We start from the raw sequence: 23,583 nt of genomic DNA on the forward strand, positions 1-23,583 counted from the left end.
TAACCCGCCTGAATTGCATAACTATTCTGGTGACGTTAAAATCCGCGGCACTAATAGCTATTCAAATCTGGCGCATGAGTATTCAACTAAACGCAATAAACTGCTTCTACGGTGCTCATCAGGCGCTGTTCGACATCAACCTTGAGTGCCCTCAGGGCGAGACCCTGGTGCTGCTGGGCCCCAGCGGCGCGGGCAAGAGTTCCCTGCTGCGGGTCCTCAACCTGCTGGAGCAGCCGCGTTCAGGTCAGTTGCAGATTGCCGGTAATCAGTTCGACTTCAGTCAGAAGCCTTCCGATGCCGCGATTCGGGAGCTGCGTCAGAACGTGGGTATGGTCTTTCAGCAATATAATCTCTGGCCGCATCTCACCGTGCTGCAGAATCTGATGGAAGCGCCCTGCCGGGTGCTGGGGCTCAGCAAGAGCGATGCCCGCGCCCGCGCCGACCGGCTGCTTGACCGGCTGCGTCTGACCCCTTACAGCGACCGCTTTCCGCTCCACCTCTCAGGAGGTCAGCAGCAGCGCGTGGCGATTGCCCGTGCGCTGATGATGGAGCCGCAGGTACTGCTGTTTGATGAGCCAACCGCCGCGCTGGATCCCGAAATTACCGCACAGATTGTCTCAATTATTCGCGAACTGGCGCAGACCCGTATCACCCAGGTGATCGTGACCCATGAAGTGGAAGTGGCACGTAAAACCGCCAGCCGCGTGGTTTACATGGAGAACGGTCATATTGTGGAACAGGGCGATGCCAGCCGCTTTACACAGCCGCAAACCGAGGCGTTTGCTCACTATCTTTCGCACTAAGTCAGGATGCTAAAAATGAAAAAAATGGTACTTGCTGCACTGCTCGCTGGTTTTAGCCTGACCGCTACGGCGGCGCAGACGATTCGTTTTGCTACCGAAGCCTCCTATCCTCCGTTTGAGTTTGTGGATGCGGACAATAAGATTCAGGGCTTTGATGTCGATCTGGCCAATGCGCTCTGTAAAGAGATCGACGCAACCTGCACCTTTACCAATCAGGCGTTCGACAGCCTGATCCCAAGCCTGAAGTTCCGCCGCTTTGATGCGGTGATGGCCGGCATGGATATTACTCCGGAGCGTGAAAAGCAGGTCCTGTTCACCAAGCCTTACTATGACAACTCAGCGCTGTTTGTGGCCCAGAAAGGCAAAGTGGCTAGCGTTGAGGCGCTGAAAGGCAAGCGCGTAGGCGTTCAGAACGGCACCACCCATCAGAAGTACCTGACGGAAAAACACAGCGAAATTACCACTGTGCCTTACGACAGCTATCAGAATGCCGTTCTGGATCTGAAAAATGGCCGTATTGATGCCGTGTTCGGTGATACCGCCGTGGTCAACGAATGGCTGAAGCAGAACCCTGCGCTGGCAGCTGTCGGTGACAAAGTAACGGACAAAGCCTACTTTGGTACCGGCCTGGGCATCGCGGTGCGCACCGGTAACACCGAGCTGCAGAGCAAATTCAACGGCGCACTGGATAAGATCAAAGCTGACGGGACGTACAAAACCATCTACAGCAAATGGTTCCAGCAGTAATCTCTGATGAATGAAATGATGACCCTTGCAAGCGCCGCCGGTATGACCGTCGGCCTTGCCGTTTGTGCTCTCATCGCTGGCCTCGTGCTGGCGATGCTGTTTGCTGGCTGGGAGTCACTGCGCCTCAGACCGCTGGCGTGGATCGGCACCGGCCTGGTGACCCTGATTCGCGGCCTGCCGGAAATTCTGGTGGTGCTGTTTATCTATTTCGGTGCCTCTCAGCTGCTCCTGACCCTGTCCGACGGCTTCACGCTTAACTTCGGCCTGTTTCAGCTGCCGGTGCAGATGCAGATTGAGAACTTCGATGTCAGTCCGTTCCTGTGTGGCGTGATTGCGCTGGCGATGCTCTATGCCGCCTACGCCTCACAAACGCTGCGCGGCGCGCTGAAAGCGGTTCCGGTCGGCCAGTGGGAGTCGGGCCAGGCGCTGGGCATGAAAAAATCGGCCATTTTTTTGCGGCTGATTATGCCGCAGATGTGGCGTCACGCCCTGCCCGGTCTGGGCAATCAGTGGCTGGTTCTGCTGAAAGATACCGCCCTGGTTTCGCTGATCAGCGTTAACGATCTGATGCTGCAGACCAAAAGTATCGCTACCCGCACCCAGGAGCCCTTTACCTGGTTCCTTGTGGCGGCGGCAATCTATTTAGTGATTACGCTGTTCAGCCAGGCGGTACTGCGCCGCATTGAACTGCGCACTACCCGCTTTGAACGGGGGAACAGCTAATGCTGGCTTACCTGCCTGAACTTCTGAAAGGGCTGCACACCAGTCTGACGCTCACCGCGGCCTCGCTGATCCTGGCCCTGCTGCTTGCGCTGCTCTTCACCGTGGTGCTGTCACTGAAAACCCCGCTGTTTTCGCCGCTGGTAAAAGGATTTATTACGCTGTTTACCGGCACCCCGCTGCTGGTGCAGATCTTCCTGATCTACTACGGGCCGGGACAGTTTCCCTCGCTTCAGCAGATCCCCTGGCTGTGGCATTTACTCTCACAACCCTGGCTCTGCGCGATGCTGGCCCTGTCGCTGAACAGCGCAGCCTATACCACCCAGCTCTTCTACGGTGCCGTGCGAGCGATCCCTGCCGGGCAGTGGCAGTCGTGTGCGGCGCTCGGCATGCGCCGAAAAGATACCCTGCGTATTCTTCTGTCTTATGCATTTAAACGCGCCCTCTCCTCCTACTCCAATGAGGTGGTGCTGGTCTTCAAGGGCAGCTCACTGGCCTACACCATCACCCTGATGGAAGTGATGGGCCACGGTCAGCTGCTCTATGGCCGGACCTATGACGTCACCGTCTATGCCGCAGCCGGCCTGATTTATCTCTGCGTGAATGGTCTGCTGACGCTGATGATGCGACTGATCGAAAGGCGTGCGCTGGCCTTTGAAAGACGCAGCTGATCCCCGGGCGAGCTCGCTCGCCCTTCCCGCCTGGAAAATCACAATAATTGCATAATCATTCAATCTGTGGCAGGGTATCGCCTTCTCTGGCTGACCACAACACAGGATTTTTACAATGAAAAAATGGATTATTGCCGCGGCGCTGGCGTCACTGGCGATCACCGCTCAGGCAGCGGAAAAAATTCGCTTCGCCGCTTCCGCCACCTATCCGCCGTTTGAATCTCTCGACGGGGAAAATAACCTGGTGGGTTTTGATATCGATCTGGCTAAAGCGCTCTGTCAGCAGATGAAAGCGGAGTGTACGTTTACCAATAACGCCTTCGACAGCCTGATCCCTTCCCTGAAGTTCCGCCGCTATGACGCGGTCATCTCCGGCATGGATATCACCGCAGAGCGCAGCAAACAGGTCGATTTTACCCAGCCTTACTATGCGAACTCAGCGATCGTGATCGCCCGTAAAGGCCAGTTCAGTCACTTCAGCGACCTGAAAGGCAAGCGCATCGGCGTGGAAAACGGCACCACGCACCAGAAGTACCTGCAGGAAAAACATCCGGAAGTGAAAGTGGTGGCCTATGACAGCTACCAGAATGCGATTCTCGACATGAAGAGTGGCCGGCTGGATGGGGTATTTGGCGACAGCGCGGTGGTGAATCAGTGGCTGAAGAGCAATCCGGAGCTGGCTACGGTCGGTGAGCATGTGACCGACACGGACTACTTTGGCACCGGCCTTGGAATTGCCGTGCGTAAGGGCAATACGGCGCTGCGCGATGAGTTTAACCAGGCGATCGCCGCGCTGAAAGCTAACGGCAGCTGGCAGCAGCTCAATCAGAAGTGGTTCCCGGAGTAAGCCCCCCGATCGCAGCGCCCGCCTGCGCGATCTACGGCTGCTGGCGGCGGGTTAACAGCGTCAGCACCTCAAAATGGGCGGTATGAGGAAACATATCGAAGAGCTGCACCTTCGTGATCTCATACGCGCTCAGTCGGGCGATATCCTGCGCCATGGTCTGCGGATTACAGCTTGAGTAGAGCAGATAATCGGGTGCCATCTGGCTCAGATAGTCACACAGCGCCTTGCCAATCCCGCGACGGGGCGGATTGACCAGCACCAGCTGCGGCACCGCGTCCCGCCCGGTGGCAAACGCCGTCGAATCCAGCGCCGCAAACTGCACCTTCTCCAGCCCCAGCATCGCGGCGGAGCGCTGAGCGCAGGCAATCGCCTCGGCGCTGATCTCAATCCCGGTCAGCTGCATCGCCGGTGTCGCACAGTGCAGACCGAAACCGCCCACGCCACAGAAGAGATCCCACATGCTGTTGACCGGCAGTGCGCGGACCCAGTCGCGGGCAGTGGCATAAAGCGTGCTGGCAACCTGCGGGTTGGTCTGAAAGAAACTCTGCGGACGGATCCAGAGCGGCACGCCATTGAAGTTCTCCGCCAGCGACTGATCCGGCGTCAGCGCTATCTCCTCATCGCCCTCCAGAATCGCCATATGTACCGGCTGAATGTTGGCAGAGATGACCGTCAACTGTGGCAGCTGCTGTTGCAGCCACGGCAACGCCGCGCGCAGCTGTTCCAGCTTCGCCGTCGATCGCAGGACAAAGCGCAGCATCATACCGCCCTGCTGACTTTCGGTAATCAGCAGAAACTTCAGTTCTCCACGCTTGCGCGCCACGTTATAGGGCGTCAGCCCGGCACGCGCGATAAAAGGTTTCAGTGCGGCAAAGACGGGCTGAAAACTGTCCGGATAGAGCGGGCACGCACACAGATCGACCGCCTCCCCCTCCCGGGACAACAGGCCCAGCACCGGACGCTCAACGCTGCCGCTGACGACCATTTTCGCTTTATTACGGAACGCCTGCTGCGGTGATACCACCGGCGGCAACCAGGCCGCGACCGGCTGTTCAGCCAGCAGCTGTTCCAGCAGTGACTGTTTGTCGCTGAGCTGAGTGGAATAGGGTTTGTCGAGCCACTGACAGGAGCGGCAACGGTTGGCGTCATAAAGCGCGCAGTGCATGGTAAAGCCTTAACGATCGGGTCGGGCGGAGCGCGATTGTATCACCGCTTTCTGAAAAAAGCGCGGCTGCTGGCAGGCAGAAACAGCAGCATCAGCACCAGCAGATCGGGGATTTTCTGCGTCAGGGTGTGGTGAATAATCTGGACGTTGTTGTCGCCGTCGATACTGAAAATTTCAGGGTAGATCCAGCCCAGCGAGGCCACCAGCATGTATCCCAGCACGAGCACCTGGGTCGCCACATAGCCCCAGCGTCCGGCATTACTGCCGCGCATCAGGGTAAAGGCGCAGCGCAGCTCAAACAGGAAGATCAGCTGGCTGGCGATAAAGATAAGCGTAGAGTCCCAGGACTGGGCGCTGCGGTGAACAAAGTTGGCGATTTCGCTGTAGCCCAGCTCATTGGCCAGCATCAGGACGCTCAGGCAGCGGGTGGCAATGATGGCAATGCCCGCCACACTGACCGGCACCGGCGCATCCGAAAGCGTGGCACTGCTTTTAAAGATTTCTGACATAGTCCGTGGCTCCACCCGATCGAAAAACGGGCCGGTTAAACCGGCCCGTTCATATAGTGGCAAAGGTTAACGATTTCAGCCACGTTTAGCTTTCTGAATATCGCTTAAACGCTGTTTTTCTTCGTTCGCCATTACCCGCCAGGCGATAAAACCCACTAAACCGACCACAAACAGAATCAGCGACGCCAGCGCGTTGATTTCCGGATTCACGCCGCGCCGCACGGTGGCAAAGATCGCCATGGGCAGCGTGGTGGCACCGGGCCCGGTGACAAAGCTGGCGATCACCAGATCGTCGAGTGACAGGGTAAATGCCAGCAGCCAGCCGGTCACGATAGCCGGCGCAATCATCGGCACGGTAATCACGAAGAAGACCTTCAGCGGCGTGGCACCTAAGTCCATCGCCGCCTCTTCAATCGAGCGGTCCAGTTCACGCAGACGCGAGTTGATCACCACCGCCACATAGGCAGTACAGAAGGTCACGTGTGCCAGCCAGATGGTGAGCATGCCGCGTTCGCTGGGCCAGCCAAAGGCGTTGCCCATCGCCACAAACAGCAGCAGTAGCGACAGTCCGGTGATCACGTCGGGCATTACCAGCGGCGCGGTGAGCATAAAGGCAAACCCGTTATGCCCGCGGAACCGCCCGAAGCGCACGATGATGACCGCCGCCAGCGTGCCCAGCACCACAGCCATGGTGGCGGAAAGCCCGGCAATGCTCAGACTCAGCAGCACCGCATCAATCATCGCGCTGTCCTGGAAGAGCACCCTGTACCAGTGGAAAGAGAAATTCTCCCACACCGTCACCAGCGGTGAGCTGTTAAAGGAGTAAACCACCAGCAGCAGCATCGGCGCATAGAGGAACAGGAAACAGCAGACCAGAATACCGGTTCGCCAGGATGAGCGAATGGTGGGCAGATTATTCATGCCTTCTCTCCCATTTCACGGTTTTGATGCTTATGGAACCAGATGATTGGCAGAATCAGGATCAGCAGGATAATCACCGCCAGCGCAGAGGCCACCGGCCAGTCACGGTTATTGAAGAACTCCTGCCACAGAATACGGCCAATCATGATGCTGTCCGGCCCGCCCAGCAGTTCAGGAATCACATACTCCCCGACCGCCGGGATAAAGACCAGCATCGATCCGGCGATAATGCCGCCTTTAGTCAGCGGCACGATGACGCTGAAAAAGGTTTTGAGCGGACGCGCCCCCAGGTCCAGTGACGCTTCCACCAGCGAGTAGTCGATACGGGTCAGCGCGGTGTAGATCGGCAGCACCATAAACGGCAGATAGCAGTAGACGATACCGATATAGACGGCGGTGTTGGTATAGAGGATCACCAGCGGATGATCGATCACGCCGAGCCACATCAGAAAGCGGTTGAGAATCCCGTTATTGTTCAGCAGCCCCATCCAGGCGTAAACGCGCACCAGAAAGGAGGTCCACGACGGCAGGATCACCAGCAACAGCAGAATCGTGCGCATCGACGGCTTGCTGTGTGCAACAGCCCAGGCGAGCGGATAACCAATCAGCAGACAGATGACTGTCGAAATCGCCGCTACCTTCAGGGACTGCAGATAGGCGTCGATGTAGAGCGGGTCGTCGGTCAGCGTCAGGTAGTTGCCAAAGTTGAGTACAATGCTGAACTGATCGTCCGCCCAGCTCACCAGCTCGGTGTAAGGGGGGATCGCCCGCGCGATGTCCGCGAAGCTGATCTTCAGCACCGTCAGAAAGGGCAGCAGAAACAGCAGCACCAGCCACAGGTAAGGCAGCGCAATGACCAGCTTGCGGCCATGCTGCATTTTGACCCGGGTGGCCCAGCGTTGCAGCGGCGTGCCGACCAGCCGGGCGGGCGCTTTGGCGCGTTGGAAAATCTGGCTCATAGCCGCTCCTTAAACCGTCAACACCACGCAGCTGTCGCTTTCCCAGCAGAGGCGGACTTCGTCACCCCAGGTGGGCAGCCCTTTGCGGTAGCGATGCGCGTTCTGCAACTGTGCACTGATCATCTGTCCGCTATGCAGACGGACGTGGAAGATAGAGAGGTCGCCAAGATAGGCGATGTGAACCACCTCACCCACCGCAAAGTTGCAGCCATCGGCAGGCACCTCATCGCACAGCATCACTTTTTCCGGACGCAGCGCGACATGAACCGGGACGTTATCCACCACCGAGACATCGGAGTCGACTTTTAACGGATGCATCAGGCCGGGGCTGTCGATCACCAGGCCGTCCGCCTGACGTTCACGCAGCAAACCTTCGAAGACGTTAACTGAACCGATAAACTCGGCGCTGTAGCGGCTGGTTGGATGCTCATAGATCTCTTCCGGCTCACCGATCTGTACGAACTTGCCGCGATTCATGATCGCGATACGGCCGGCCATGGTCATCGCCTCTTCCTGGTCGTGCGTCACCATCACGCAGGTCGCACCAACCCGCTCCAGAATATCGACCACCTCCAGCTGCATCCTGTCGCGCAGCTTCTTATCCAGCGCGCCCATCGGCTCATCCAGCAGCAGCAGTTTAGGCCGCTTCGCCAGGCTGCGTGCCAGCGCAACACGCTGACGCTGCCCGCCGGAGAGCTGGTGCGGTTTGCGTCTGGCAAACTCCTGCATGTGCACCAGCGACAGCATCTCGGCGACCCGGCTGGCGATCTCCCCTTTCGGCAGGCGATCCTGCTTCAGGCCAAAGGCGATGTTCTGCTCCACCGTCATGTGCGGGAACAGCGCATAGGACTGGAACATCATATTGATCGGGCGCTGATAGGGGGCCACGTGCGACAGATCCTGACCATCCAGCACAATCTGGCCGCTGGTCGGTGGCTCAAATCCGGCCAGCATCCGCAGCAGCGTTGATTTGCCGCAGCCTGACGCGCCCAGCAGCGCGAAAATTTCACCTTTGTAAATGGTCAGACTGACATCATCCACGGCGTGCTGGCCGTCAAAGGATTTGGTCAGATTGCGAATCTCCAGCAGCGGCGTTAACGCCTTTGCGGTTTTGTTTTGAGGACGGGGAATGGCATCGTTCACTACTATCTCTCTCCGGAGCCAGGCGGAACATCGCGGCAAAATCCGCCGCTAAAATGGCACAACAGAGGCCGACACTGCGCCTCTGTTGCTGTTACGTGACAGGTCAATCCGTTCGGGACGAACTACTTACCACTTTTTACTTTAGTCCATGCACGCGTACGCACACGATCCAGTTTCGGATCCTGGACTTTCAGCACAAACAATTTCGACATCGCTTCCGGCGTCGGGAAGATACCCGGGTTGTTACGGATGTCGGCATTGATCAGCGGCAGTGACGCTTTGTTGCCGTTGGCATAGTTCATTTTATTGGAGACATCAGCGATCACTTTCGGATCCATGATGTAGTTCAGCCAGGCATAGGCGCCGTCGATGTTTTTCGCATCTTTCGGAATCGCCATCATGTCGAAGAAGGCCAGCGCCCCCTCTTTCGGCACGCTGTAGCCCAGGTGCACACCATTTTTCGCCGCATCCGCACGGTTTTTCGCCTGCAGGATGTCACCTGACCAGCCGATCGCCACACAAATATTGCCGTTGGCCAGATCGTTGATGTACTGAGACGAGTGGAAATAGCGGATATTCGGACGCAGCTTCAGCAGCAGGTCTGTCGCCGCACCGGAATAGTCTTTGGCATCCGAAGAGTTAGGATCCTTGCCCAGATAGTTCAGCACGGTAGCGAAAATCTCTTCCGGTGCATCCAGGAATGAGACACCACAGCTTTTCAGCTTCTCAAGGTTTTCCGGCTTCATCACCAGGTCCCAGCTGTTGAGCGGCGCATCGGTTCCCAGCGCGGCCTTCACCTTGTCGACGTTATAGCCGATGCCGGTGGTGCCCCACAGGTAAGGAATCGCATATTTGTTACCCGGATCGTGCTGCGCCACTTTTTCCATCAGCGCCGGATCGAGGTTTTTGTAGTTCGGCAGTTTGCTCTTATCCAGCGGCTGGAAGACCCCGGACTGAAGCTGACGCGCCAGGAAGCTGGAGGATGGCACCACGACATCGTAGCCGGTACTGCCCGCCATCAGTTTGCCTTCCAGCACTTCGTTGGAGTCAAAGACATCGTAGACAACCTTGATGCCGGACTGCTTTTCAAAGTTCGGCACGGTATCTGGCGAAATATAATCGGACCAGTTGTAGACGTGCAGCGTTTTATCTTCCGCCATGCTGCTGGCCGACGCGACCATCAGCGAAGCCGCTACCACAGCTGACAGCCATTTCTGACGTGAGTTGAACATGTTTTCCATCCTCCTGAGCGGGTCATTACAACGCTGCAAACCTGAGATCCCTGCATTGCGTTCTGTACAGGACGTCAGTGACACAATGAATCATTATTCAGCGGGAGTTTAATAGCAAAATCCTATATCTGAAGCGCAGTTACGCGCCTGTTACAGCCCCGCAAGCATAGCCCCCCTGCTCATGCTGCACCAGACCCCAGCGTAAAAAACGCCTGAAACCGATATTTTATGCATGTTTGAGCTATGAGGTTCGGCTTTGATGGCATAAACGACGACAGATATCTGGCATTAAAGGGCAAAATGCAGAATAAAAAAAGGTGGCGGCAGGCGGCGGGTATAAAAAAGCCGTCTCAGGGACGGCTTAGTCTGGAGGGGTCGGGCTAGTGCAGCACCGAATGCACGCTGGAGACCGCAACGTGCTCTTCTTCCTCGCCGACAATCAGCAGATTGTTGGCAAAGGCTTCCAGGATCACCATCGAGATCTGCTCTTCGCTCTGTTTCATAAAGTGCGAGAACTGACCAAAGGTTAATCCGGCGGTGGTCGTCATTGACTGGCAGACAATCAGCTTCGGCAGATTGTCATCCTGAATGTCGATAAACGCTTTTACCGTCAGCGAACTGGCGTTGATCTGCGACAGATCGCCGACCAGCGGAATCAGCGCCGTGGGCTTTACTTCCGCCAGCGCCGAGAACAGGATGACGTTGTCGACCAGATCGATTTTGGCGTCAAACACCCCATCAAAGTTTTGCATGTGCGGCAGATGAAGTGCCTGACAGGCATCGCATTCGAACCAGGTGATATTTTGCTGATCCAGCCAGCGACGCAACAGGTCGATATCCGGAACGACAAGAGAATCCATCGTAAAATCCCAGTGGGGTGATAAACAGGCGACTTAGCTTACGGAAAAACGGGCGACGATGCCACGAAAACTGCTGAAAAGCGCGTTTCAGCCTGCGGTTTTAGGACGGAGCCCGGGGATGGTTTGCTGTTCAATCCGCGCGATCATCAGCGCGGCGAGGTTCAGTTCACTGCAGGTTTCAATGCCTTCCAGACCGGGGGAAGCGTTAACCTCCATCACCAGCGGACCGCGATGCGCGCGCAGAATATCGACACCCGCAACCTCCAGCCCAAGCGTAGCGGCGGCTTTCACCGCAATTTCCCGCTCCTGAGGAGTAATCTCCACCGGACAGGCTTTGCCGCCGCGATGCAGATTGGAGCGAAAATCGCCCTCTTTCGCCACCCGCTCAATCGCCGCCACCACCTGATTACCGATGACCAGACAGCGCACATCGCGCCCCCGGGCCTCTTTGATAAACTCCTGCACCAGGATATGGGCATTGAGGCCGCGAAAGGCATCGATAACGCTTTCTGCCGCCTGCCGCGTTTCCGCCAGCACCACGCCGATACCCTGCGTGCCCTCCACCAGCTTCACCACCAGCGGCGCGCCGCCCACCATGGCGATCAGATCGTCGGTGTCATCGGGTGAGGAGGCAAAGCCGGTAACCGGCATGTCGATGCCCTCCTGCGCCAGCAGCTGCAGCGAGCGTAATTTGTCGCGGGTGCGGGTAATCGCGGCGGAGGCATTCAGCGTGTAACTGCCGCACATCTCAAACTGTCGCAGCACCGCCGTTCCGTAAAAGGTGATGGCGTTGCCGATGCGCGGGATCACCGCATCAAAATGGCCCAGCGGTTCACCGCAATAGTGAACCGCCGGAGAGGCCGGATTGATGTTCATATAGCAGGAGAGCGGATCGATGATTTGCACCTCATGACCGCGAGCTACCGCTTCATCCTGCAGCCGGCGACTGGAGTAAAGCGTGGCATCACGGGACAAAATGGCGATTTTCATCTCTGCTCTCCGCTCCTGGCTTAGCGTGTTGCCCAGCCCTGCTGATGCAGATAATCCAGCATAAACGGGCGTGTCTCTTTGATGATCAGACGCTGAATCAGCTCACTCCAGGTTTCGCTACGCTGGTTGCTGTCTCGCTGCTGATAATAGAGTTCAGTGCGGCTATCGTATTCGGCCAGCACGTTTTTATCCAGTGGCTGATAGCGGTTTTCATGCACCAGCATGGCGTGTGGCATGCGCGGTTTCACGTCCGGTTTTGACTCCGGATGACCCAGGCAGAAACCAAAGAGCGGCAGCACAAATTTCGGCAGGCCCAGCAGTTCGGTCACCTCGGCGATGTTGTTACGGATCCCGCCGATAAAGACGCCGCCCAGCTCCAGCGACTCTGCGGCCACCATTGCATTCTGCGCCATCAGCGCGGTGTCGACGCAGCCCAGCAGCAGCTGCTCGGCACGACCCAGCTGGGCATCCGGGCAAATCTGCAGATGACGATTGAAGTCAGCGCAGAAGACCCAGAATTCGGCAGCCTCTCCGACCCAGGTTTGTCCGCCCGTCAGCGTGACCAGCTTGTCGCGCAGCGCTTTGTCGGTGATGCGGACAATGGAGGAGCATTGCAGAAAACTGGATGTGGACGCCGATTGCGCCGCAGTAATAATCGCTTCGCGCTGCGCTTCACTGACCGGCTGGTCGGTAAAGGCGCGGATTGAACGGTGGCTGCACAGTAAATCAATGGTCGGTGTCATAAAGTCTCCAGCAACATTATTTTCTTTTATCGGTTTGGTTAAACAGCTGTGGGGCTATCGCTTTTGCGGTGCGCCACATCAACAGCCAGGCGGCGGGCAGCATCAGCACGACCCCGGCGATAAACAGCAGCGTGGCCAGCGTTTTTGGCTCAGCCAGACCTGGCACAGGCAGCCAGTGGTTTATCAGCAGCAGCGCCCCCAGAATTAACAGGCCGCCAGCCGCCTCCATCACCACCACAAACCGCGGTAATCTGGCTACACTCTGCATCACACTCTCCTGCCTTCACGGGCTACTGAGGGTCAATTATGGTCAACAACCCAAAATTTGCGCGGGCTGTGGCCGCCGCACCGGCAAAAAAGCCTCTGTTTCAGACGCTTCCTGACGCTTAACATAGCGTGCGGGCATCAGACTAACAGGCAAATCCTGCTTTCTTTAAGCGATATGAGCGGGCATCATGGTTGCCATTCTCTGTTTAGTTGTGTGACGTACATCACACAACAGTCGCTGCAAGGAGTTTTCTATGATTGCTGTTATTTTTGGTCGTCCAGGCTGTCCCTACTGTGTTCGCGCTCATGAACTGGCTGATAAGCTGACTGCCGAGCGGGATGATTTTAGCTATCAGTATGTCGATATTCAGGCGGAAGGCATCACTAAAGCCGATCTGGAAGCGAGTGCGGGCAAACCGGTTTCTACCGTGCCGCAGATCTTTGTGGATGAAAAACATATCGGTGGTTACACCGAGTTTGCGGCCTGGACCAAAGAGAATCTGGGATTTGCCGCATAAGGCGGAAAGCCTCGATAAAAAAGGCGAGACACTAATGTCTCGCCTTTTTATTTTCGAATGCCAGCAGCACGGCTGAGCTTAGTTGAGTGACGCCATCACGATCTGCATCAGCCGCACCAGCAAGGCGCCGCAGCCTGCCCAGAACAGCGCACTGAGGCTCCAGGCGAGCACAAAAAATCCGTTGCCGTGGATAAAGAGGCTGCTGTTCAGCAGCAGCGCGGCCAGTAACGTCCCCCACAGCCCCATCAGCAGCGTGCTTTTCAACGGGCTCTCCACCTGCAGCAGCGCCATCAGAATGCCGGGAAGCATAAAGAGCAGTAATTCGGGCTGACCGCGAAGCGGGCCGGGTCCCACCTGCCAGGCGTGACAGGTAAAAACAAACACCAGACTGTACAACACCACGCCGCACAGGCGGGTCGTCCAGAGATAAGAGCGCTGCGGCATACCACCCCACTGATTAAAAGTAATCCCGACAATAACCTGCTGATAACCCTGCTGCGTTCAGATGGAAATAAAAAGAAACAGTTCGTTGTGACAACGAATGAAAACAGCCAATGGCTGTAGAAGATATTTGTGATTAGAATAGCGCCGCGGAAAAGGTTGCATTTGCAGTACTGATACAACAGCACCTCAACGGCCTGCTCAAGATAGCGAAAAACAGGCCACTCTTCAACAGGTTACAAGTAAACAAGAAGTTAAACAGTGAATATTAACGTCGCAGGATTGTTAAGCGGAAATGACATTTTGTTATTATTTGTCGTTTTAGCGCTCGGCCTCTGTCTGGGTAAGTTGCGTCTTGGCTCAGTTCAGCTGGGAAATTCGATTGGCGTATTAGTGGTTTCGCTCTTATTAGGGCAGCAGCATTTCACCATCAATACCGATGCATTAAGCCTGGGCTTTATGCTGTTTATTTTTTGTGTCGGCGTCGAAGCCGGCCCTAACTTCTTCTCTATTTTCTTTCGCGACGGCAAAAACTATTTCATGCTCGCCATCGTCATGGTGGTCAGCGCGCTGCTGCTGGCACTGGGACTCGGCAAGCTCTTCGGCTGGGATATTGGCCTCACCGCCGGGATGCTGGCCGGTTCCATGACCTCAACGCCGGTGCTGGTGGGCGCAGGCGATACGCTGCGGCAAAGCATCAGCGATCCTAAACAGCTTGGACTCATGCAGGATCAGCTGAGCCTGGGCTATGCCGTAACCTATCTGATTGGCCTGGTCAGCCTGATTTTTGGTGCCCGTTACCTGCCCCGCCTGCAACATCAGGATCTGCCTACCTGCGCCCAGCAGATCGCCCGCGAGCGCGGTCTGGATGCAGACAGTCAGCGCAAAGTTTTCCTGCCGGTAATCCGCGCCTATCGCGTTGGCCCGGAGCTGGTGGCGTGGAGCGGCGGCAAAAATCTGCGTGAGCTCGGCATCTATCGTCAGACCGGCTGCTACATCGAGCGCATCCGCCGCAACGGTATTCTCGCCAGTCCCGATGGCGATGCGGTGTTACAACTGGGTGATGATATCTCGCTGGTCGGCTACCCCGACGCGCATGCCCGGCTCGATCCCAGCTTCCGTAACGGCAAAGAGGTGTTTGACCGCGACCTGCTGGATATGCGTATTGTCACCGAAGAGATCGTGGTGAAAAACCACAACGCGGTGAACAAACGCCTCAGTAAGCTCAACCTGACCGATCACGGCTGCTTCCTGAACCGGGTCATCCGCAGCCAGATTGAGATGCCGATCGACGACAGCATTATGCTGAACAAAGGCGATGTGCTGCAGGTCAGCGGCGAGGCACGCCGGGTGAAAAGCGTCGCGGACCGCATTGGCTTTATCGCCATTCACAGTCAGATGACCGATCTGCTGGCGTTCTGTGCCTTCTTTATCGTGGGGCTGATGATTGGTCTGATTACCTTCCAGTTCAGCAATTTCAGTTTCGGTATCGGTAACGCCGCCGGCCTGCTGTTCGCCGGGATCATGCTGGGATTCCTGCGCGCCAACCACCCGACCTTTGGCTATATTCCGCAGGGCGCGCTGACAATGGTGAAAGAGTTCGGTCTGATGGTGTTTATGGCGGGAGTGGGGTTGAGTGCCGGCAGCGGCATTAATCACAGCCTGAGCAGCGATGGTGCGCTGATGCTGCTGTGCGGCCTGCTGGTCAGCCTGCTTCCGGTCATCATCTGCTTTCTGTTTGGTGCCTATGTGCTGCGGATGAACCGCGCCCTGCTGTTTGGTGCCATCATGGGCGCACGCACCTGTGCTCCTGCTATGGAGATTATCAGCGATACGGCTCGCAGTAATATCCCGGCGCTGGGCTATGCCGGGACCTATGCCATCGCCAACGTGTTACTGACGCTGGCGGGGACGCTGATTGTAATTGTCTGGCCGATATTGCCCCTATAAAAATTTTTTGGCTACGTCCAGAACTTTTTTGTCAGCGGGCAGTCCTAATAAGTGCCACTGCTTTTCTTTGAAATCCCCAGATTGTGGAGCCCGCTGGTCTTTTTCCTGGCGGGTTTTTTTATGCCCTTTTTTTCTTACGCGCCGCGCTGCCGCGTCTGACTCCCGCCAATCCCCTGCCGAACTTAAACCGTTGCACAACTCAGTAACAGATTAAGAGCGCGATGATGGACGAAACGCATCGCAATCAGCAGGATAGAGTGCTGTGAAATTAGCTTTTTGTGCTGATTAACTGGGCGAGCGCGCTGGTGCTGACTGTTTTTATTGCCGCTGTTATCAGAAGGCTGACCGGGTAGCGTCAGCCACTGTTAGCCGGGCTGTCTGCTGAGGAATCTATCCCGGAATGGAAGAACTGAACCACTCACTGTTTACTGCCATTAATGCCACACCAGCGTCACCTGCCTGGTTACTGCAACTGGCGACCTTTATTGCCAAAGATCTGATTGCCATCGTGCCGCTGCTCATCGTGGTGATGTGGCTGTGGGGGCCACGCGATCAGCTCTCTTCGCAGCGGGCACTGGTGCTGAAAACCGGCATGGCGCTGATCTATGCGCTGACGATCTCCTGGTGTGTGGGCCAGCTGCTGCCCCATCCGCGTCCGTTCGCCATTGGTTTCGGTTATCAGTTCCTGCATCATGCGGCGGATGACTCCTACCCCAGCGATCACGGCACCACGATTTTCACTTTTGCCCTGGCCTTTATTTTCTGGCATCGCCTCTGGTCGGGGGTGGTTCTGATGGGTGTGGGTTGCGCTATCGCCTGGTCACGGGTCTATCTTGGCGTTCACTGGCCGCTGGATATGCTGGGTGGATTCCTTGTCGGGCTGCTGAGCTGTCTGGCTTCGCATCTGGCATGGCAGTTCTATGGCGAGCGGATGCTGGCTGTTATCCATCCCCTCTATCGGGCGCTGTTTGCGGTGCCGATTCGCAAAGGCTGGACGCAGGATTGAAAAAAGAGGCGACAGCCTCCTGATAATTACCGTGCAGGTCTGCGATGCTCGCGGCATGATCGAGCCTGCTCAGGGAACAGGGTCAGAAGAGGAAAGCGTCCCGCGCCAGGGAAGGCGCGGGCCGAGCAGTCAGGGATGACGGTTTTGCGTCTTTCCGATCTGACCCTGTTCCCTGCGCCTTACGTTGATGCGTAGCGGTTATCCCCTGGTCTGGATGCATTAACCGCTTCAGGGACGCGTCAGTGTCCCGGATAACTTATGAAAACCATTTCCCAAACCAGCCGTTAAATTTCATCATCACGAAGTCAATCATCCGGCTGAAGAATCCGCCTTCCTGCACATCCTGCATCACCACCAGCGGGCGCTGTTCAATGGTTTTGCCGTCCAGCTGAAAATCGATCGTGCCCACCACCTGATTCTTCTTCAGCGGTGCTTCCAGCTGAGGTGTGGTCAGTTTAAAACTCGCCTTCAGGTTCTTCATCTGCCCTTTAGGGATGGTCAGCGCCGCATCTTTTGCGACGCCAAGATTGACCTGGCTGCGATCGCCGAACCAGACCCGCTGCTGAGCAAAAGGTGCATCGGCTTTAATGGGTGTTACCGTTTCAAAGAAGCGGAAGCCCCACGTCAGCAGCTTTTCACTTTCGCGGAAGCGGATCGCATCGCTGGTGGTGCCCAGCACCACGGAGATCAGGCGCATGTCACCTTCGGTCGCAGAGGCAACCAGATTGTTGCCCGCCCCGGAGGTGTGGCCGGTTTTAACGCCATCGACCTTGAGATTGGTGCTCCACAACAGACGGTTACGGTTGATCTGGCGGATATTATTGAAGGTGAACTCTTTCTCTTTGTTCAGCGCATACTCATCGGGGACATCACGGATCAGCGCCTGCGCAATCAGGGCCATATCCCGTGCGGTACTGTACTGCCCTTCTGCATCCAGGCCGTGAACCGTCATAAAGTGGGTGTTCTGCAGGCCCAGCGCCTTCACGTAGTTATTCATCAGGCCGATAAACGAATCCTGACTGCCCGCCACGTAATCCGCCAGCGCAATACAGGCATCGTTGCCGGACTGGATCACGATGCCTTTATTCAGCTCATGTACCGGGATGCGGTCACCCGGCTTGAGAAACATCAGGGATGAACCGCGCAGCTTAGGATTGCCGGTCGCCCAGGCATCCTGTCCTACGGTAACCATATCATCCGGTTTAATTTTGCCCGCTTTAATCGCCTGACCCACCACGTAGCTGGTCATCATTTTGGTCAGACTGGCGGGATCGAGACGCTGATCGGCGCTGGATTCAGTTAAGACTTTACCGCTGGCGTAATCCATCAGGATCCACGCTTTTGCGTCAATGCCTGGCGCGGCGGGAGCCTGTTCAGCATAGGCGCTGATCGGGGCGATAATCAGTAATGAGGTAGCAGCGAGAAGCCGCAGGCGTGATGGGAAGCGAGTGTTTGTCATGGGCGTGGCCGGATTGTCCTTGTTAACGCGAAATTCCAGGGGCAGAAAATTCTCACTCAAACGCTAACCGTTGACGGCAGCGAAAAAAACCGCCGAATCGTAAAGTTTTTTAGAGTTTAGTCGATTTACCCTGGCACAACGGCCGCGCGCGTGCCCGCTCGCCTCGCTTCTGTCATTCATAAAACTGCGTGAAATTCCGATTTTTCGCAGAAGAGTTAAGTCGGTCACAATTATCCGCTAACCTGAAAGCCAGTCAGCCGAGGAGACCGACCATGGACTTAGCCCTTTTTGATCTGGATGAAACACTTATTTGTGAAGACAGCACCAGCCTGTGGCTGCGCTGGCTGGTATCACAGGGGTTCGCCCCCAGCGAACTGATCGTTCAGGAACAGGCACTGATGGCCCAGTATTATGCCGGCACGCTCTCAATTGAAGAGTATATGAATAAAACCCTCTCACCGCTGTCGGGTATGGCTACCCTCACGGTGGAAGGCTGGGTGCGCCGCTTTATTCATCGCGACATCATGCCCCGCGTTTTTCCCGCAGCGCGGGAACGCATCGAGTGGCACCGGGCGCGCGGCGACCGCGTCATGATTATCTCTGCCAGCGGTGAGCATCTGGTGGTGCCGATTGCTCAGCAACTGGGGGCCTGCGGTGCGCTGGCGATTGGCGTTGAAATCGTGGACCAGCGTTACAGCGGCAATACCTACGGCACCATGACCTATAAAGAGGGCAAAGTGACCCGGCTGGGTGACTGGAAAGCGCTGCAGGCGGAGGAGACGTTTGACCGCACCTGGGCCTACAGCGATTCGATGAATGACCTGCCCCTGCTGGAGCAGGCCGATCACGCCCATGTCATCAACCCGGACGAAAGACTGCATCAGGAAGCGGTCAGCCGGGGATGGCAGGTTTATCACTGGGCACGCTGAATCAGCCGCGGGACGCGCCAGCGTCCTGCGCTAATCCCACTTTCAGCAGTTTGCCGTTGGCCTCATCAGTCAGCACATAGAGCCAGCCATCCGGTCCCTGCCGCACATCGCGAATCCGCGCATTCTGGTCGCCCAGCAGACGCTGCTCTTCCACCACTTTTTCACCGTTCACACTCAGCCGAATCAGGTTCTTCTCTTTCAGCGCGCCGATAAACAGCGAATTCTTCCACTGCGGAAAACGGGCGCTGTTGTAAAACGCCATGCCACTGATGGCCGGAGAGACTTTCCAGTGCCAGATCGGCTGCTCGGTGCCTGCAACATGGGTACCCTTTGACTCCGGCACTTTATCGCCGCTGTAGTCAATGCCGTAGGTCGCCAGCGGCCAGCCGTAGTTTTTTCCACGGCTCATGATATTCACTTCATCGCCGCCGCGTGGGCCATGCTCATTTTCCCATATCATGCCGGTCCAGGGATTCAGCGCCAGCCCCTGCGGATTACGCAGGCCAAGCGCCCAGATCTCCGGCCGCGCGCCGGGCTGTTTCACAAACGGGTTATCATCCGGCACGCTGCCGTCGGCATTCAGCCGCAGCAGTTTGCCCTGCAGTTTATCGAGGTCCTGCGCGGCGCTGCTGACAAAATTATCGCCGAAGGCAATCCAGAGATAGCCCTGAGTATCAAACGCCAGCCGGGTGCCGATATTGTTGCCGCTGGAGAGCATCGGCGTCTGCCGGATCACCTCGCGGAAATTGCTGAGCTGGCGATTATCCCTGCTCAGTGTCCCGACACCTACCACCGCCCCCGCTTTGCCCTTGCTGTCAGCCTCGGTGTAACTGAGCCAGACACGACGGCTGCTGGCGAAGTCGGGAGCCAGCACCACATCCAGCAGGCCGCTCTGCCGCTGTGCCCAGACCTCTGGCACGCCCTGAATTGGCTGCGACAGACCGCTCTCTGGGTTCCAGCTGCGCAGCTGCCCGCTCCGTTCGGTTATCAGCAGCGTTTTGTTGTCGGGCAGAAAGGCAACCGACCATGGATGTTGTAACTTATCCTGTAACACCTCAACCTGCAGGTCAGCGGCAAACAGCGGCGGGACTGAGAGCAGCGAACCGGTCAGCAGCAGAACGGTTGAAAAACGGGACATAGAGTTCTCCTCATGGGATAGCGTGCCTTAAGCGTAGTCAGCCCGCGCGCAATGAACCTGAGGATTTACAAAAGATTAAACAGGAAAACCCGCCGCAGGACGCAGCGGGTGAGAGGCATTACTCGAAGCAGGTGTCGGGATTCTCAGACAGGGTGATGAACTGCTTGCCACCCTGGGTCAGCGCCATAATGGTGCCGCTTTCGATATCGTAAACCCAGCCATGCAGACGCAGTTTGCCGTTACGCAGCGCGACGGAAACCGAAGGGTGGGTTTTCATGTTATTCAGCTGCGCGATCACGTTCTCTTTGACCATCTCATTCAGCTTCTTCTCCGGTGAGTCATACTCACGCTGCTCGACCACCGCTTTTGCCGCATCGGCATAGCGCAGCCAGTGCTCTACTGCGGGCATGGTGTCCATGCAGGCGCAGGAAGCAATGGCGTTCATGGCACCACAGTTGGAGTGACCGCAGATGATGATGTCGGAGACGCCCAGCGCGACCACGGCATATTCGATAGTCGCGGAGACACCACCAGGCTCCGGGCCAAATGAGGGAACGATGTTGCCCGCGTTGCGGATAACGAACAGCTCTCCTGGCTCCTGCTGCGTCACCAGCTCAGGCACCAGACGGCTGTCTGAACAGGAGATGAACAGGGCTTTCGGATTTTGATTTGACGCCAGGCTTTTGAAAAGATCCTTCCTTTCAGGAAACACATTCTGCTGGAAATTCAGAAATCCTTTGATGATCTCTTTCATTATTTAGCTCTCACATTATCCATTTCATTACCTGAGGGGCATAGCCCCCTCAGTGGGGTTAGCGGGTTTATTATTAATGAAAACAAGTGAATATCAACCCGCGTTTTTCATTCACTGTTCAGCCGTGGTTACGGACAGCGCTTCGCTTATCCGCCAGACAGCGGTCCAGGTGGCGATTTCTTTTTATAGCACGGTGAGTTACCACGACGCGCCCGTTTTTCTCTGAGCCTGATGCGGGTCTGCAAAGCGAACAGGCTTTTACGCGTTTTTTCACTACTTTACGTCGTGCGCCAGGCTGAAATCGTTTTCAGTCATTCACGTTCAGCGGACGCATCGCATCCGGCGGATTGCTGAGCCGTGAGCGTCATGCGCCGGGTGCAATCAGCCAGTAGGGTTTTGACGGGAAAAAGCAGGAAAGATGAAATAGCGCGGAAAGCGGAGGCACTGCGGCGTGAAATAAATTTCGCCTCCCCGGCGCTGTAGACGCGCCGGGCAGAAAAACGGTCATGCTGGTTCAGCGGTTAGCCATAAAGTTGCTGATGCGCCTTTTTCCGTTGCAGATAGTCCTCATCGGCCCGGAGACGGTCCCAGTAAGCTTTGAAAATGGCCGCCGCCGCGGCTTTTTCTTCATTGACGCCACGCGGCAGCTCCTTGCCTTCAGCGTCATATTTTCGTCCGCCCTTGTGATTGCTGTAGCGGCGGGCACGGGTATAGCCCATCTGGATAAACTTGCGCGCCATATCCATGCCGACAAAGTCATCCTGACGCCGGTAATCTTCAAACAGCGCCATGATCTTTTCTGCCGACTCTTCAGCAATGGGAACGGTGCGAAATCGCCAGTGAGGCAGAATTTCGCTCTTATAAGGCTCGACCATCAGCACACCCTGCTCCCCGCGGCCGACCTGATATCGCTCAGGGTGCTTACGGAAGTCGATAGTGCTGAAGTCCTGATCATAATCGAAAGGTTTCATGTCTTTAGTTTAGGATCAAGTGCGTCGCGCAGCCCGTCTCCGAGTAAATTAAATGCCAGAACAGTGAAGAAGATCGCCAGACTGGGGAAAATCGCCACGTGCGGCGCGATAACCATGTCGGCGCGCGCCTCGTTCAGCATGGCGCCCCACTCCGGCGTGGGCGGTTGTGCCCCTAAACCCAGAAAGGAGAGACTTGCAGCGGTGATGATGGAGGTGCCGACGCGCATGGTGAAATAGACCACAATCGGTGAGACCGTCCCCGGCAGGATATGTCGCATCAGAATGGTCCAGTCAGAGGCGCCGATGCTGCGCGCTGACTCAATAAAGGTCTGATGCTTAAGTACCAGCGTATTGCCGCGCACCAGGCGGGCAAAAGCCGGGATGCTGAAGATGGCTACCGCCACAATCACATTGCTCATGCCGCTGCCCATAATGGCGACGACCGCTATCGCCAGCAGAATGCCGGGAAAGGCAAACAGCACATCACAGATGCGCATGATGATGCGGTCCCACCACCCTTCATAATATCCCGCCAGCAGGCCAGAGAGGGTGCCAATCAGCGCGCCGATCAACACAGAGAAGAAGCCCGCAATCAGGGAAATACGCGTGCCGACCAGCACCCGGCTGAAGATATCGCGCCCCAGCGAGTCCACACCAAACAGGTGCATCAGTGACGGCCCCTCATTGAGCCGGTCATAATCGAAATAGTTCTCCGCATCGAACGGCGCAACCCACGGTGCGATAAATGCCAGTACGATCAGCATCAGCACAAACAGGCCCGCCAGCAGCGCCACCGGCTGCCGTCTGAAACGCCGCCAGAACTCACGCCACGGCGTCCGCACCCGATTCTCCGCGAGCAGCGGCATGCTTTTCAGTGCCGCTTCGCGTCGCCAGTTTTTCATCGCGACTCCTTAAAGCGAATAGCGGGATTGATGACCGCATAGAGCATGTCGGTAAACAGATTGATCAGAATAAACTCCAGTGAAAACAGCAGGACCTCTGCCTGAATCACCGGGTAGTCGCGCATCGTCACAGAATCGACCAGCAGACGTCCCAGGCCAGGCCAGTTGAAAACCACTTCAACCACAATCGAGCCACCCAGCAGAAAACCGAACTGCAGGCCCATCATGGTCACGACCGGGATCATGGCATTGCGCAGGCCATGTTTGACCACCACCAGCGACTCACGTACCCCTTTGGCCCGTGCCGTCCGCATGTAGTCTTCCTGCATGACCTCGACAAAGGAGGCGCGGGTAAAACGGGCCATCACCGCCGCGACCGCGGCACCTAAGGTGATCGAAGGCAGGATGTAGTGTTTCCAGCTCTCTGCACCTACCGTCGGCAGCCATCCCAGCTCAACCGAGAAGACCTGCATCAGCAGCATGCCGAGTGCAAAGGCGGGGAACGAAATGCCCGACACCGCCAGCGTCATCCCCAGCCGATCGGGCCAGCGGTTGCGCCAGACGGCAGAGACAAGGCCAATCGCCATGCCAAAAATCACCGCCCAGACCATACTGACCAGCGTCAGCCAGAGGGTCGGCATAAAACGCGTGGCGATCTCTTCAGCGACCGGCCGTTTCGACACCATCGACTGGCCAAAATCGCCCTGCAGCGCATTCAGTAAAAAGTGCCAGAACTGCTGCGGCAGCGGCAGATCCAGCCCCAGCTCCTGGCGCACCAGCGCCACCACGGAGGCATCCGCTTCCGGCCCGGCGATCAGGCGTGCGGGATCGCCCGGCAGCAGGTGCACAAACAGGAACACCAGCACCGCCACAATCAGCAGCGTCGGGATCAGCCCGAAAAGTCGTTTAATGAAATAGTTAAACATGCAACATCCTGC

At 56.7% G+C, this 23,583-nt stretch carries 26 protein-coding genes; 9 read left to right on the top strand and 17 right to left on the bottom strand.

Translation table 11 applies throughout. From position 1 onward, the window contains the following. Positions 1-74 precede the first annotated feature (74 nt). From artP to F3I47_RS04530, 5 genes are all read left to right on the top strand, one after another. Complete coding sequence (gene artP / locus F3I47_RS04510) at positions 75-803, top strand: arginine ABC transporter ATP-binding protein ArtP (protein ID WP_009091158.1); 729 nt, start codon at positions 75-77, stop codon at positions 801-803. A 15-nt stretch (positions 804-818) separates the two neighbouring features. Further along, the gene (gene artJ, locus F3I47_RS04515; RefSeq protein WP_009091160.1) at positions 819-1,550 is read left to right on the top strand and encodes an arginine ABC transporter substrate-binding protein; all 732 of its coding nucleotides are present in this window, start codon (positions 819-821) and stop codon (positions 1,548-1,550) included. A 6-nt stretch (positions 1,551-1,556) separates the two neighbouring features. After that, complete coding sequence (gene artQ / locus F3I47_RS04520; protein WP_009091162.1) at positions 1,557-2,273, top strand: arginine ABC transporter permease ArtQ; 717 nt, start codon at positions 1,557-1,559, stop codon at positions 2,271-2,273. Beyond that, on the top strand, positions 2,273-2,941 hold the full coding sequence (artM, locus tag F3I47_RS04525; protein ID WP_150029744.1) for an arginine ABC transporter permease ArtM: 669 nt from the start codon (positions 2,273-2,275) through the stop codon (positions 2,939-2,941). Before artQ ends, artM begins: the two co-directional genes overlap by 1 nt. A gap of 115 nt (positions 2,942-3,056) precedes the next feature. Continuing rightward, positions 3,057-3,788: an arginine ABC transporter substrate-binding protein gene (locus F3I47_RS04530; protein WP_150029745.1), complete on the top strand. Its 732-nt coding sequence runs from the start codon at positions 3,057-3,059 to the stop codon at positions 3,786-3,788. Positions 3,789-3,819: 31 nt separating this feature from the next. On the opposite strand, the gene rlmC is transcribed toward F3I47_RS04530, so the two are convergent. From rlmC to F3I47_RS04580, 10 genes are all read right to left on the bottom strand, one after another. After that, a complete protein-coding gene (gene rlmC, locus F3I47_RS04535) occupies positions 3,820-4,953 on the bottom strand; it encodes a 23S rRNA (uracil(747)-C(5))-methyltransferase RlmC (RefSeq protein WP_140028282.1) in 1,134 nt (377 codons plus the stop codon). Between the two features lie 41 nt (positions 4,954-4,994). After that, positions 4,995-5,462 (bottom strand): YbjO family protein, encoded by a 468-nt coding sequence (locus F3I47_RS04540; protein WP_009091170.1) that lies wholly within the window; start codon positions 5,460-5,462, stop codon positions 4,995-4,997. Between the two features lie 75 nt (positions 5,463-5,537). Further along, positions 5,538-6,383, bottom strand: coding sequence for a putrescine ABC transporter permease PotI (gene potI, locus F3I47_RS04545; protein ID WP_150029746.1), 846 nt, complete (start codon positions 6,381-6,383; stop codon positions 5,538-5,540). Then, complete coding sequence (gene potH / locus F3I47_RS04550) at positions 6,380-7,342, bottom strand: putrescine ABC transporter permease PotH (protein ID WP_009091174.1); 963 nt, start codon at positions 7,340-7,342, stop codon at positions 6,380-6,382. Before potH ends, potI begins: the two co-directional genes overlap by 4 nt. Before the next feature lie 9 nt (positions 7,343-7,351). After that, a complete protein-coding gene (gene potG / locus F3I47_RS04555; RefSeq protein WP_009091176.1) occupies positions 7,352-8,485 on the bottom strand; it encodes a putrescine ABC transporter ATP-binding subunit PotG in 1,134 nt (377 codons plus the stop codon). A gap of 122 nt (positions 8,486-8,607) precedes the next feature. After that, positions 8,608-9,717: a spermidine/putrescine ABC transporter substrate-binding protein PotF gene (potF, locus tag F3I47_RS04560; RefSeq protein WP_009091178.1), complete on the bottom strand. Its 1,110-nt coding sequence runs from the start codon at positions 9,715-9,717 to the stop codon at positions 8,608-8,610. 380 nt (positions 9,718-10,097) lie between these two features. After that, positions 10,098-10,577, bottom strand: coding sequence for a YbjN domain-containing protein (locus F3I47_RS04565; protein WP_009091179.1), 480 nt, complete (start codon positions 10,575-10,577; stop codon positions 10,098-10,100). 87 nt (positions 10,578-10,664) lie between these two features. Then, on the bottom strand, positions 10,665-11,567 hold the full coding sequence (gene rimK, locus F3I47_RS04570; protein WP_009091181.1) for a 30S ribosomal protein S6--L-glutamate ligase: 903 nt from the start codon (positions 11,565-11,567) through the stop codon (positions 10,665-10,667). A 20-nt stretch (positions 11,568-11,587) separates the two neighbouring features. Then, complete coding sequence (gene nfsA / locus F3I47_RS04575) at positions 11,588-12,310, bottom strand: oxygen-insensitive NADPH nitroreductase (protein WP_009091183.1); 723 nt, start codon at positions 12,308-12,310, stop codon at positions 11,588-11,590. A gap of 16 nt (positions 12,311-12,326) precedes the next feature. Beyond that, on the bottom strand, positions 12,327-12,578 hold the full coding sequence (locus F3I47_RS04580; protein ID WP_046101503.1) for a DUF1418 family protein: 252 nt from the start codon (positions 12,576-12,578) through the stop codon (positions 12,327-12,329). 253 nt (positions 12,579-12,831) lie between these two features. Between F3I47_RS04580 and F3I47_RS04585 the strand changes: the two genes are divergently transcribed. Further along, entirely contained in the window at positions 12,832-13,095 is a 264-nt protein-coding gene (locus F3I47_RS04585; RefSeq protein ID WP_046101502.1) for a GrxA family glutaredoxin, read from the top strand. A 78-nt stretch (positions 13,096-13,173) separates the two neighbouring features. Here the strand turns inward: F3I47_RS04585 and ybjM are convergent, their stop codons facing one another. After that, complete coding sequence (gene ybjM, locus F3I47_RS04590; protein ID WP_150029747.1) at positions 13,174-13,539, bottom strand: inner membrane protein YbjM; 366 nt, start codon at positions 13,537-13,539, stop codon at positions 13,174-13,176. 258 nt (positions 13,540-13,797) lie between these two features. Here ybjM and F3I47_RS04595 point away from each other — a divergent pair, with 258 nt between their 5' ends. Continuing rightward, positions 13,798-15,486 carry an aspartate:alanine antiporter gene (locus F3I47_RS04595; protein ID WP_009091191.1) on the top strand — a complete coding sequence of 563 codons (1,689 nt, stop codon included), beginning with the start codon at positions 13,798-13,800 and terminating at the stop codon, positions 15,484-15,486. A gap of 400 nt (positions 15,487-15,886) precedes the next feature. Beyond that, positions 15,887-16,492 carry an undecaprenyl-diphosphate phosphatase gene (gene ybjG, locus F3I47_RS04600; protein ID WP_046101501.1) on the top strand — a complete coding sequence of 202 codons (606 nt, stop codon included), beginning with the start codon at positions 15,887-15,889 and terminating at the stop codon, positions 16,490-16,492. Between the two features lie 256 nt (positions 16,493-16,748). Here the strand turns inward: ybjG and F3I47_RS04605 are convergent, their stop codons facing one another. Continuing rightward, positions 16,749-17,951, bottom strand: coding sequence for a serine hydrolase (locus F3I47_RS04605; protein ID WP_072052704.1), 1,203 nt, complete (start codon positions 17,949-17,951; stop codon positions 16,749-16,751). Between the two features lie 272 nt (positions 17,952-18,223). Here F3I47_RS04605 and F3I47_RS04610 point away from each other — a divergent pair, with 272 nt between their 5' ends. Then, complete coding sequence (locus tag F3I47_RS04610) at positions 18,224-18,880, top strand: HAD family phosphatase (protein ID WP_150029469.1); 657 nt, start codon at positions 18,224-18,226, stop codon at positions 18,878-18,880. 1 nt (position 18,881) lies between these two features. Here F3I47_RS04610 and F3I47_RS04615 read toward each other — a convergent pair whose 3' ends face one another. The 5 genes from F3I47_RS04615 to gsiC all read right to left on the bottom strand — a co-directional run bounded on the left by F3I47_RS04615 (position 18,882) and on the right by gsiC (position 23,571). Further along, positions 18,882-20,018 (bottom strand): PQQ-dependent sugar dehydrogenase, encoded by a 1,137-nt coding sequence (locus tag F3I47_RS04615; RefSeq protein WP_150029468.1) that lies wholly within the window; start codon positions 20,016-20,018, stop codon positions 18,882-18,884. A gap of 118 nt (positions 20,019-20,136) precedes the next feature. Then, the gene (locus F3I47_RS04620) at positions 20,137-20,772 is read right to left on the bottom strand and encodes a carbonic anhydrase (RefSeq protein ID WP_009091197.1); all 636 of its coding nucleotides are present in this window, start codon (positions 20,770-20,772) and stop codon (positions 20,137-20,139) included. A gap of 521 nt (positions 20,773-21,293) precedes the next feature. Continuing rightward, complete coding sequence (locus F3I47_RS04625) at positions 21,294-21,743, bottom strand: DUF4385 domain-containing protein (RefSeq protein WP_009091198.1); 450 nt, start codon at positions 21,741-21,743, stop codon at positions 21,294-21,296. Continuing rightward, a complete protein-coding gene (gsiD, locus tag F3I47_RS04630; protein ID WP_009091199.1) occupies positions 21,740-22,645 on the bottom strand; it encodes a glutathione ABC transporter permease GsiD in 906 nt (301 codons plus the stop codon). The genes F3I47_RS04625 and gsiD overlap by 4 nt, the downstream gene beginning before the upstream one ends. After that, positions 22,642-23,571 carry a glutathione ABC transporter permease GsiC gene (gene gsiC, locus F3I47_RS04635; RefSeq protein ID WP_009091200.1) on the bottom strand — a complete coding sequence of 310 codons (930 nt, stop codon included), beginning with the start codon at positions 23,569-23,571 and terminating at the stop codon, positions 22,642-22,644. Before gsiC ends, gsiD begins: the two co-directional genes overlap by 4 nt. Positions 23,572-23,583: the final 12 nt, after the last annotated feature.

It is taken from the genome of Pantoea sp. M_10 (assembly GCF_008631515.1).
Classification (GTDB): domain Bacteria; phylum Pseudomonadota; class Gammaproteobacteria; order Enterobacterales; family Enterobacteriaceae; genus Pantoea; species Pantoea anthophila.

What these genes read in the sequence shown, in the direction of transcription:
- artQ (WP_009091162.1), top strand. Translation starts at nt 1,557, where the DNA reads ATGAATGAAATGATGACCCTTGCAAGCGCCGCCGGTATGACCGTCGGC.
- F3I47_RS04580 (WP_046101503.1), bottom strand. Translation starts at nt 12,578, where the DNA reads ATGCAGAGTGTAGCCAGATTACCGCGGTTTGTGGTGGTGATGGAGGCG.
- potH (WP_009091174.1), bottom strand. Translation starts at nt 7,342, where the DNA reads ATGAGCCAGATTTTCCAACGCGCCAAAGCGCCCGCCCGGCTGGTCGGC.
- gsiD (WP_009091199.1), bottom strand. Translation starts at nt 22,645, where the DNA reads ATGAAAAACTGGCGACGCGAAGCGGCACTGAAAAGCATGCCGCTGCTC.
- F3I47_RS04610 (WP_150029469.1), top strand. Translation starts at nt 18,224, where the DNA reads ATGGACTTAGCCCTTTTTGATCTGGATGAAACACTTATTTGTGAAGAC.
- F3I47_RS04585 (WP_046101502.1), top strand. Translation starts at nt 12,832, where the DNA reads ATGATTGCTGTTATTTTTGGTCGTCCAGGCTGTCCCTACTGTGTTCGC.
- ybjG (WP_046101501.1), top strand. Translation starts at nt 15,887, where the DNA reads ATGGAAGAACTGAACCACTCACTGTTTACTGCCATTAATGCCACACCA.
- gsiC (WP_009091200.1), bottom strand. Translation starts at nt 23,571, where the DNA reads ATGTTTAACTATTTCATTAAACGACTTTTCGGGCTGATCCCGACGCTG.
- artP (WP_009091158.1), top strand. Translation starts at nt 75, where the DNA reads ATGAGTATTCAACTAAACGCAATAAACTGCTTCTACGGTGCTCATCAG.
- F3I47_RS04565 (WP_009091179.1), bottom strand. Translation starts at nt 10,577, where the DNA reads ATGGATTCTCTTGTCGTTCCGGATATCGACCTGTTGCGTCGCTGGCTG.
- artJ (WP_009091160.1), top strand. Translation starts at nt 819, where the DNA reads ATGAAAAAAATGGTACTTGCTGCACTGCTCGCTGGTTTTAGCCTGACC.
- ybjM (WP_150029747.1), bottom strand. Translation starts at nt 13,539, where the DNA reads ATGCCGCAGCGCTCTTATCTCTGGACGACCCGCCTGTGCGGCGTGGTG.
- F3I47_RS04615 (WP_150029468.1), bottom strand. Translation starts at nt 20,018, where the DNA reads ATGTCCCGTTTTTCAACCGTTCTGCTGCTGACCGGTTCGCTGCTCTCA.
- F3I47_RS04625 (WP_009091198.1), bottom strand. Translation starts at nt 21,743, where the DNA reads ATGAAACCTTTCGATTATGATCAGGACTTCAGCACTATCGACTTCCGT.
- rlmC (WP_140028282.1), bottom strand. Translation starts at nt 4,953, where the DNA reads ATGCACTGCGCGCTTTATGACGCCAACCGTTGCCGCTCCTGTCAGTGG.
- potI (WP_150029746.1), bottom strand. Translation starts at nt 6,383, where the DNA reads ATGAATAATCTGCCCACCATTCGCTCATCCTGGCGAACCGGTATTCTG.
- F3I47_RS04605 (WP_072052704.1), bottom strand. Translation starts at nt 17,951, where the DNA reads ATGACAAACACTCGCTTCCCATCACGCCTGCGGCTTCTCGCTGCTACC.
- F3I47_RS04620 (WP_009091197.1), bottom strand. Translation starts at nt 20,772, where the DNA reads ATGAAAGAGATCATCAAAGGATTTCTGAATTTCCAGCAGAATGTGTTT.
- F3I47_RS04530 (WP_150029745.1), top strand. Translation starts at nt 3,057, where the DNA reads ATGAAAAAATGGATTATTGCCGCGGCGCTGGCGTCACTGGCGATCACC.
- F3I47_RS04540 (WP_009091170.1), bottom strand. Translation starts at nt 5,462, where the DNA reads ATGTCAGAAATCTTTAAAAGCAGTGCCACGCTTTCGGATGCGCCGGTG.
- potF (WP_009091178.1), bottom strand. Translation starts at nt 9,717, where the DNA reads ATGTTCAACTCACGTCAGAAATGGCTGTCAGCTGTGGTAGCGGCTTCG.
- nfsA (WP_009091183.1), bottom strand. Translation starts at nt 12,310, where the DNA reads ATGACACCGACCATTGATTTACTGTGCAGCCACCGTTCAATCCGCGCC.
- rimK (WP_009091181.1), bottom strand. Translation starts at nt 11,567, where the DNA reads ATGAAAATCGCCATTTTGTCCCGTGATGCCACGCTTTACTCCAGTCGC.
- artM (WP_150029744.1), top strand. Translation starts at nt 2,273, where the DNA reads ATGCTGGCTTACCTGCCTGAACTTCTGAAAGGGCTGCACACCAGTCTG.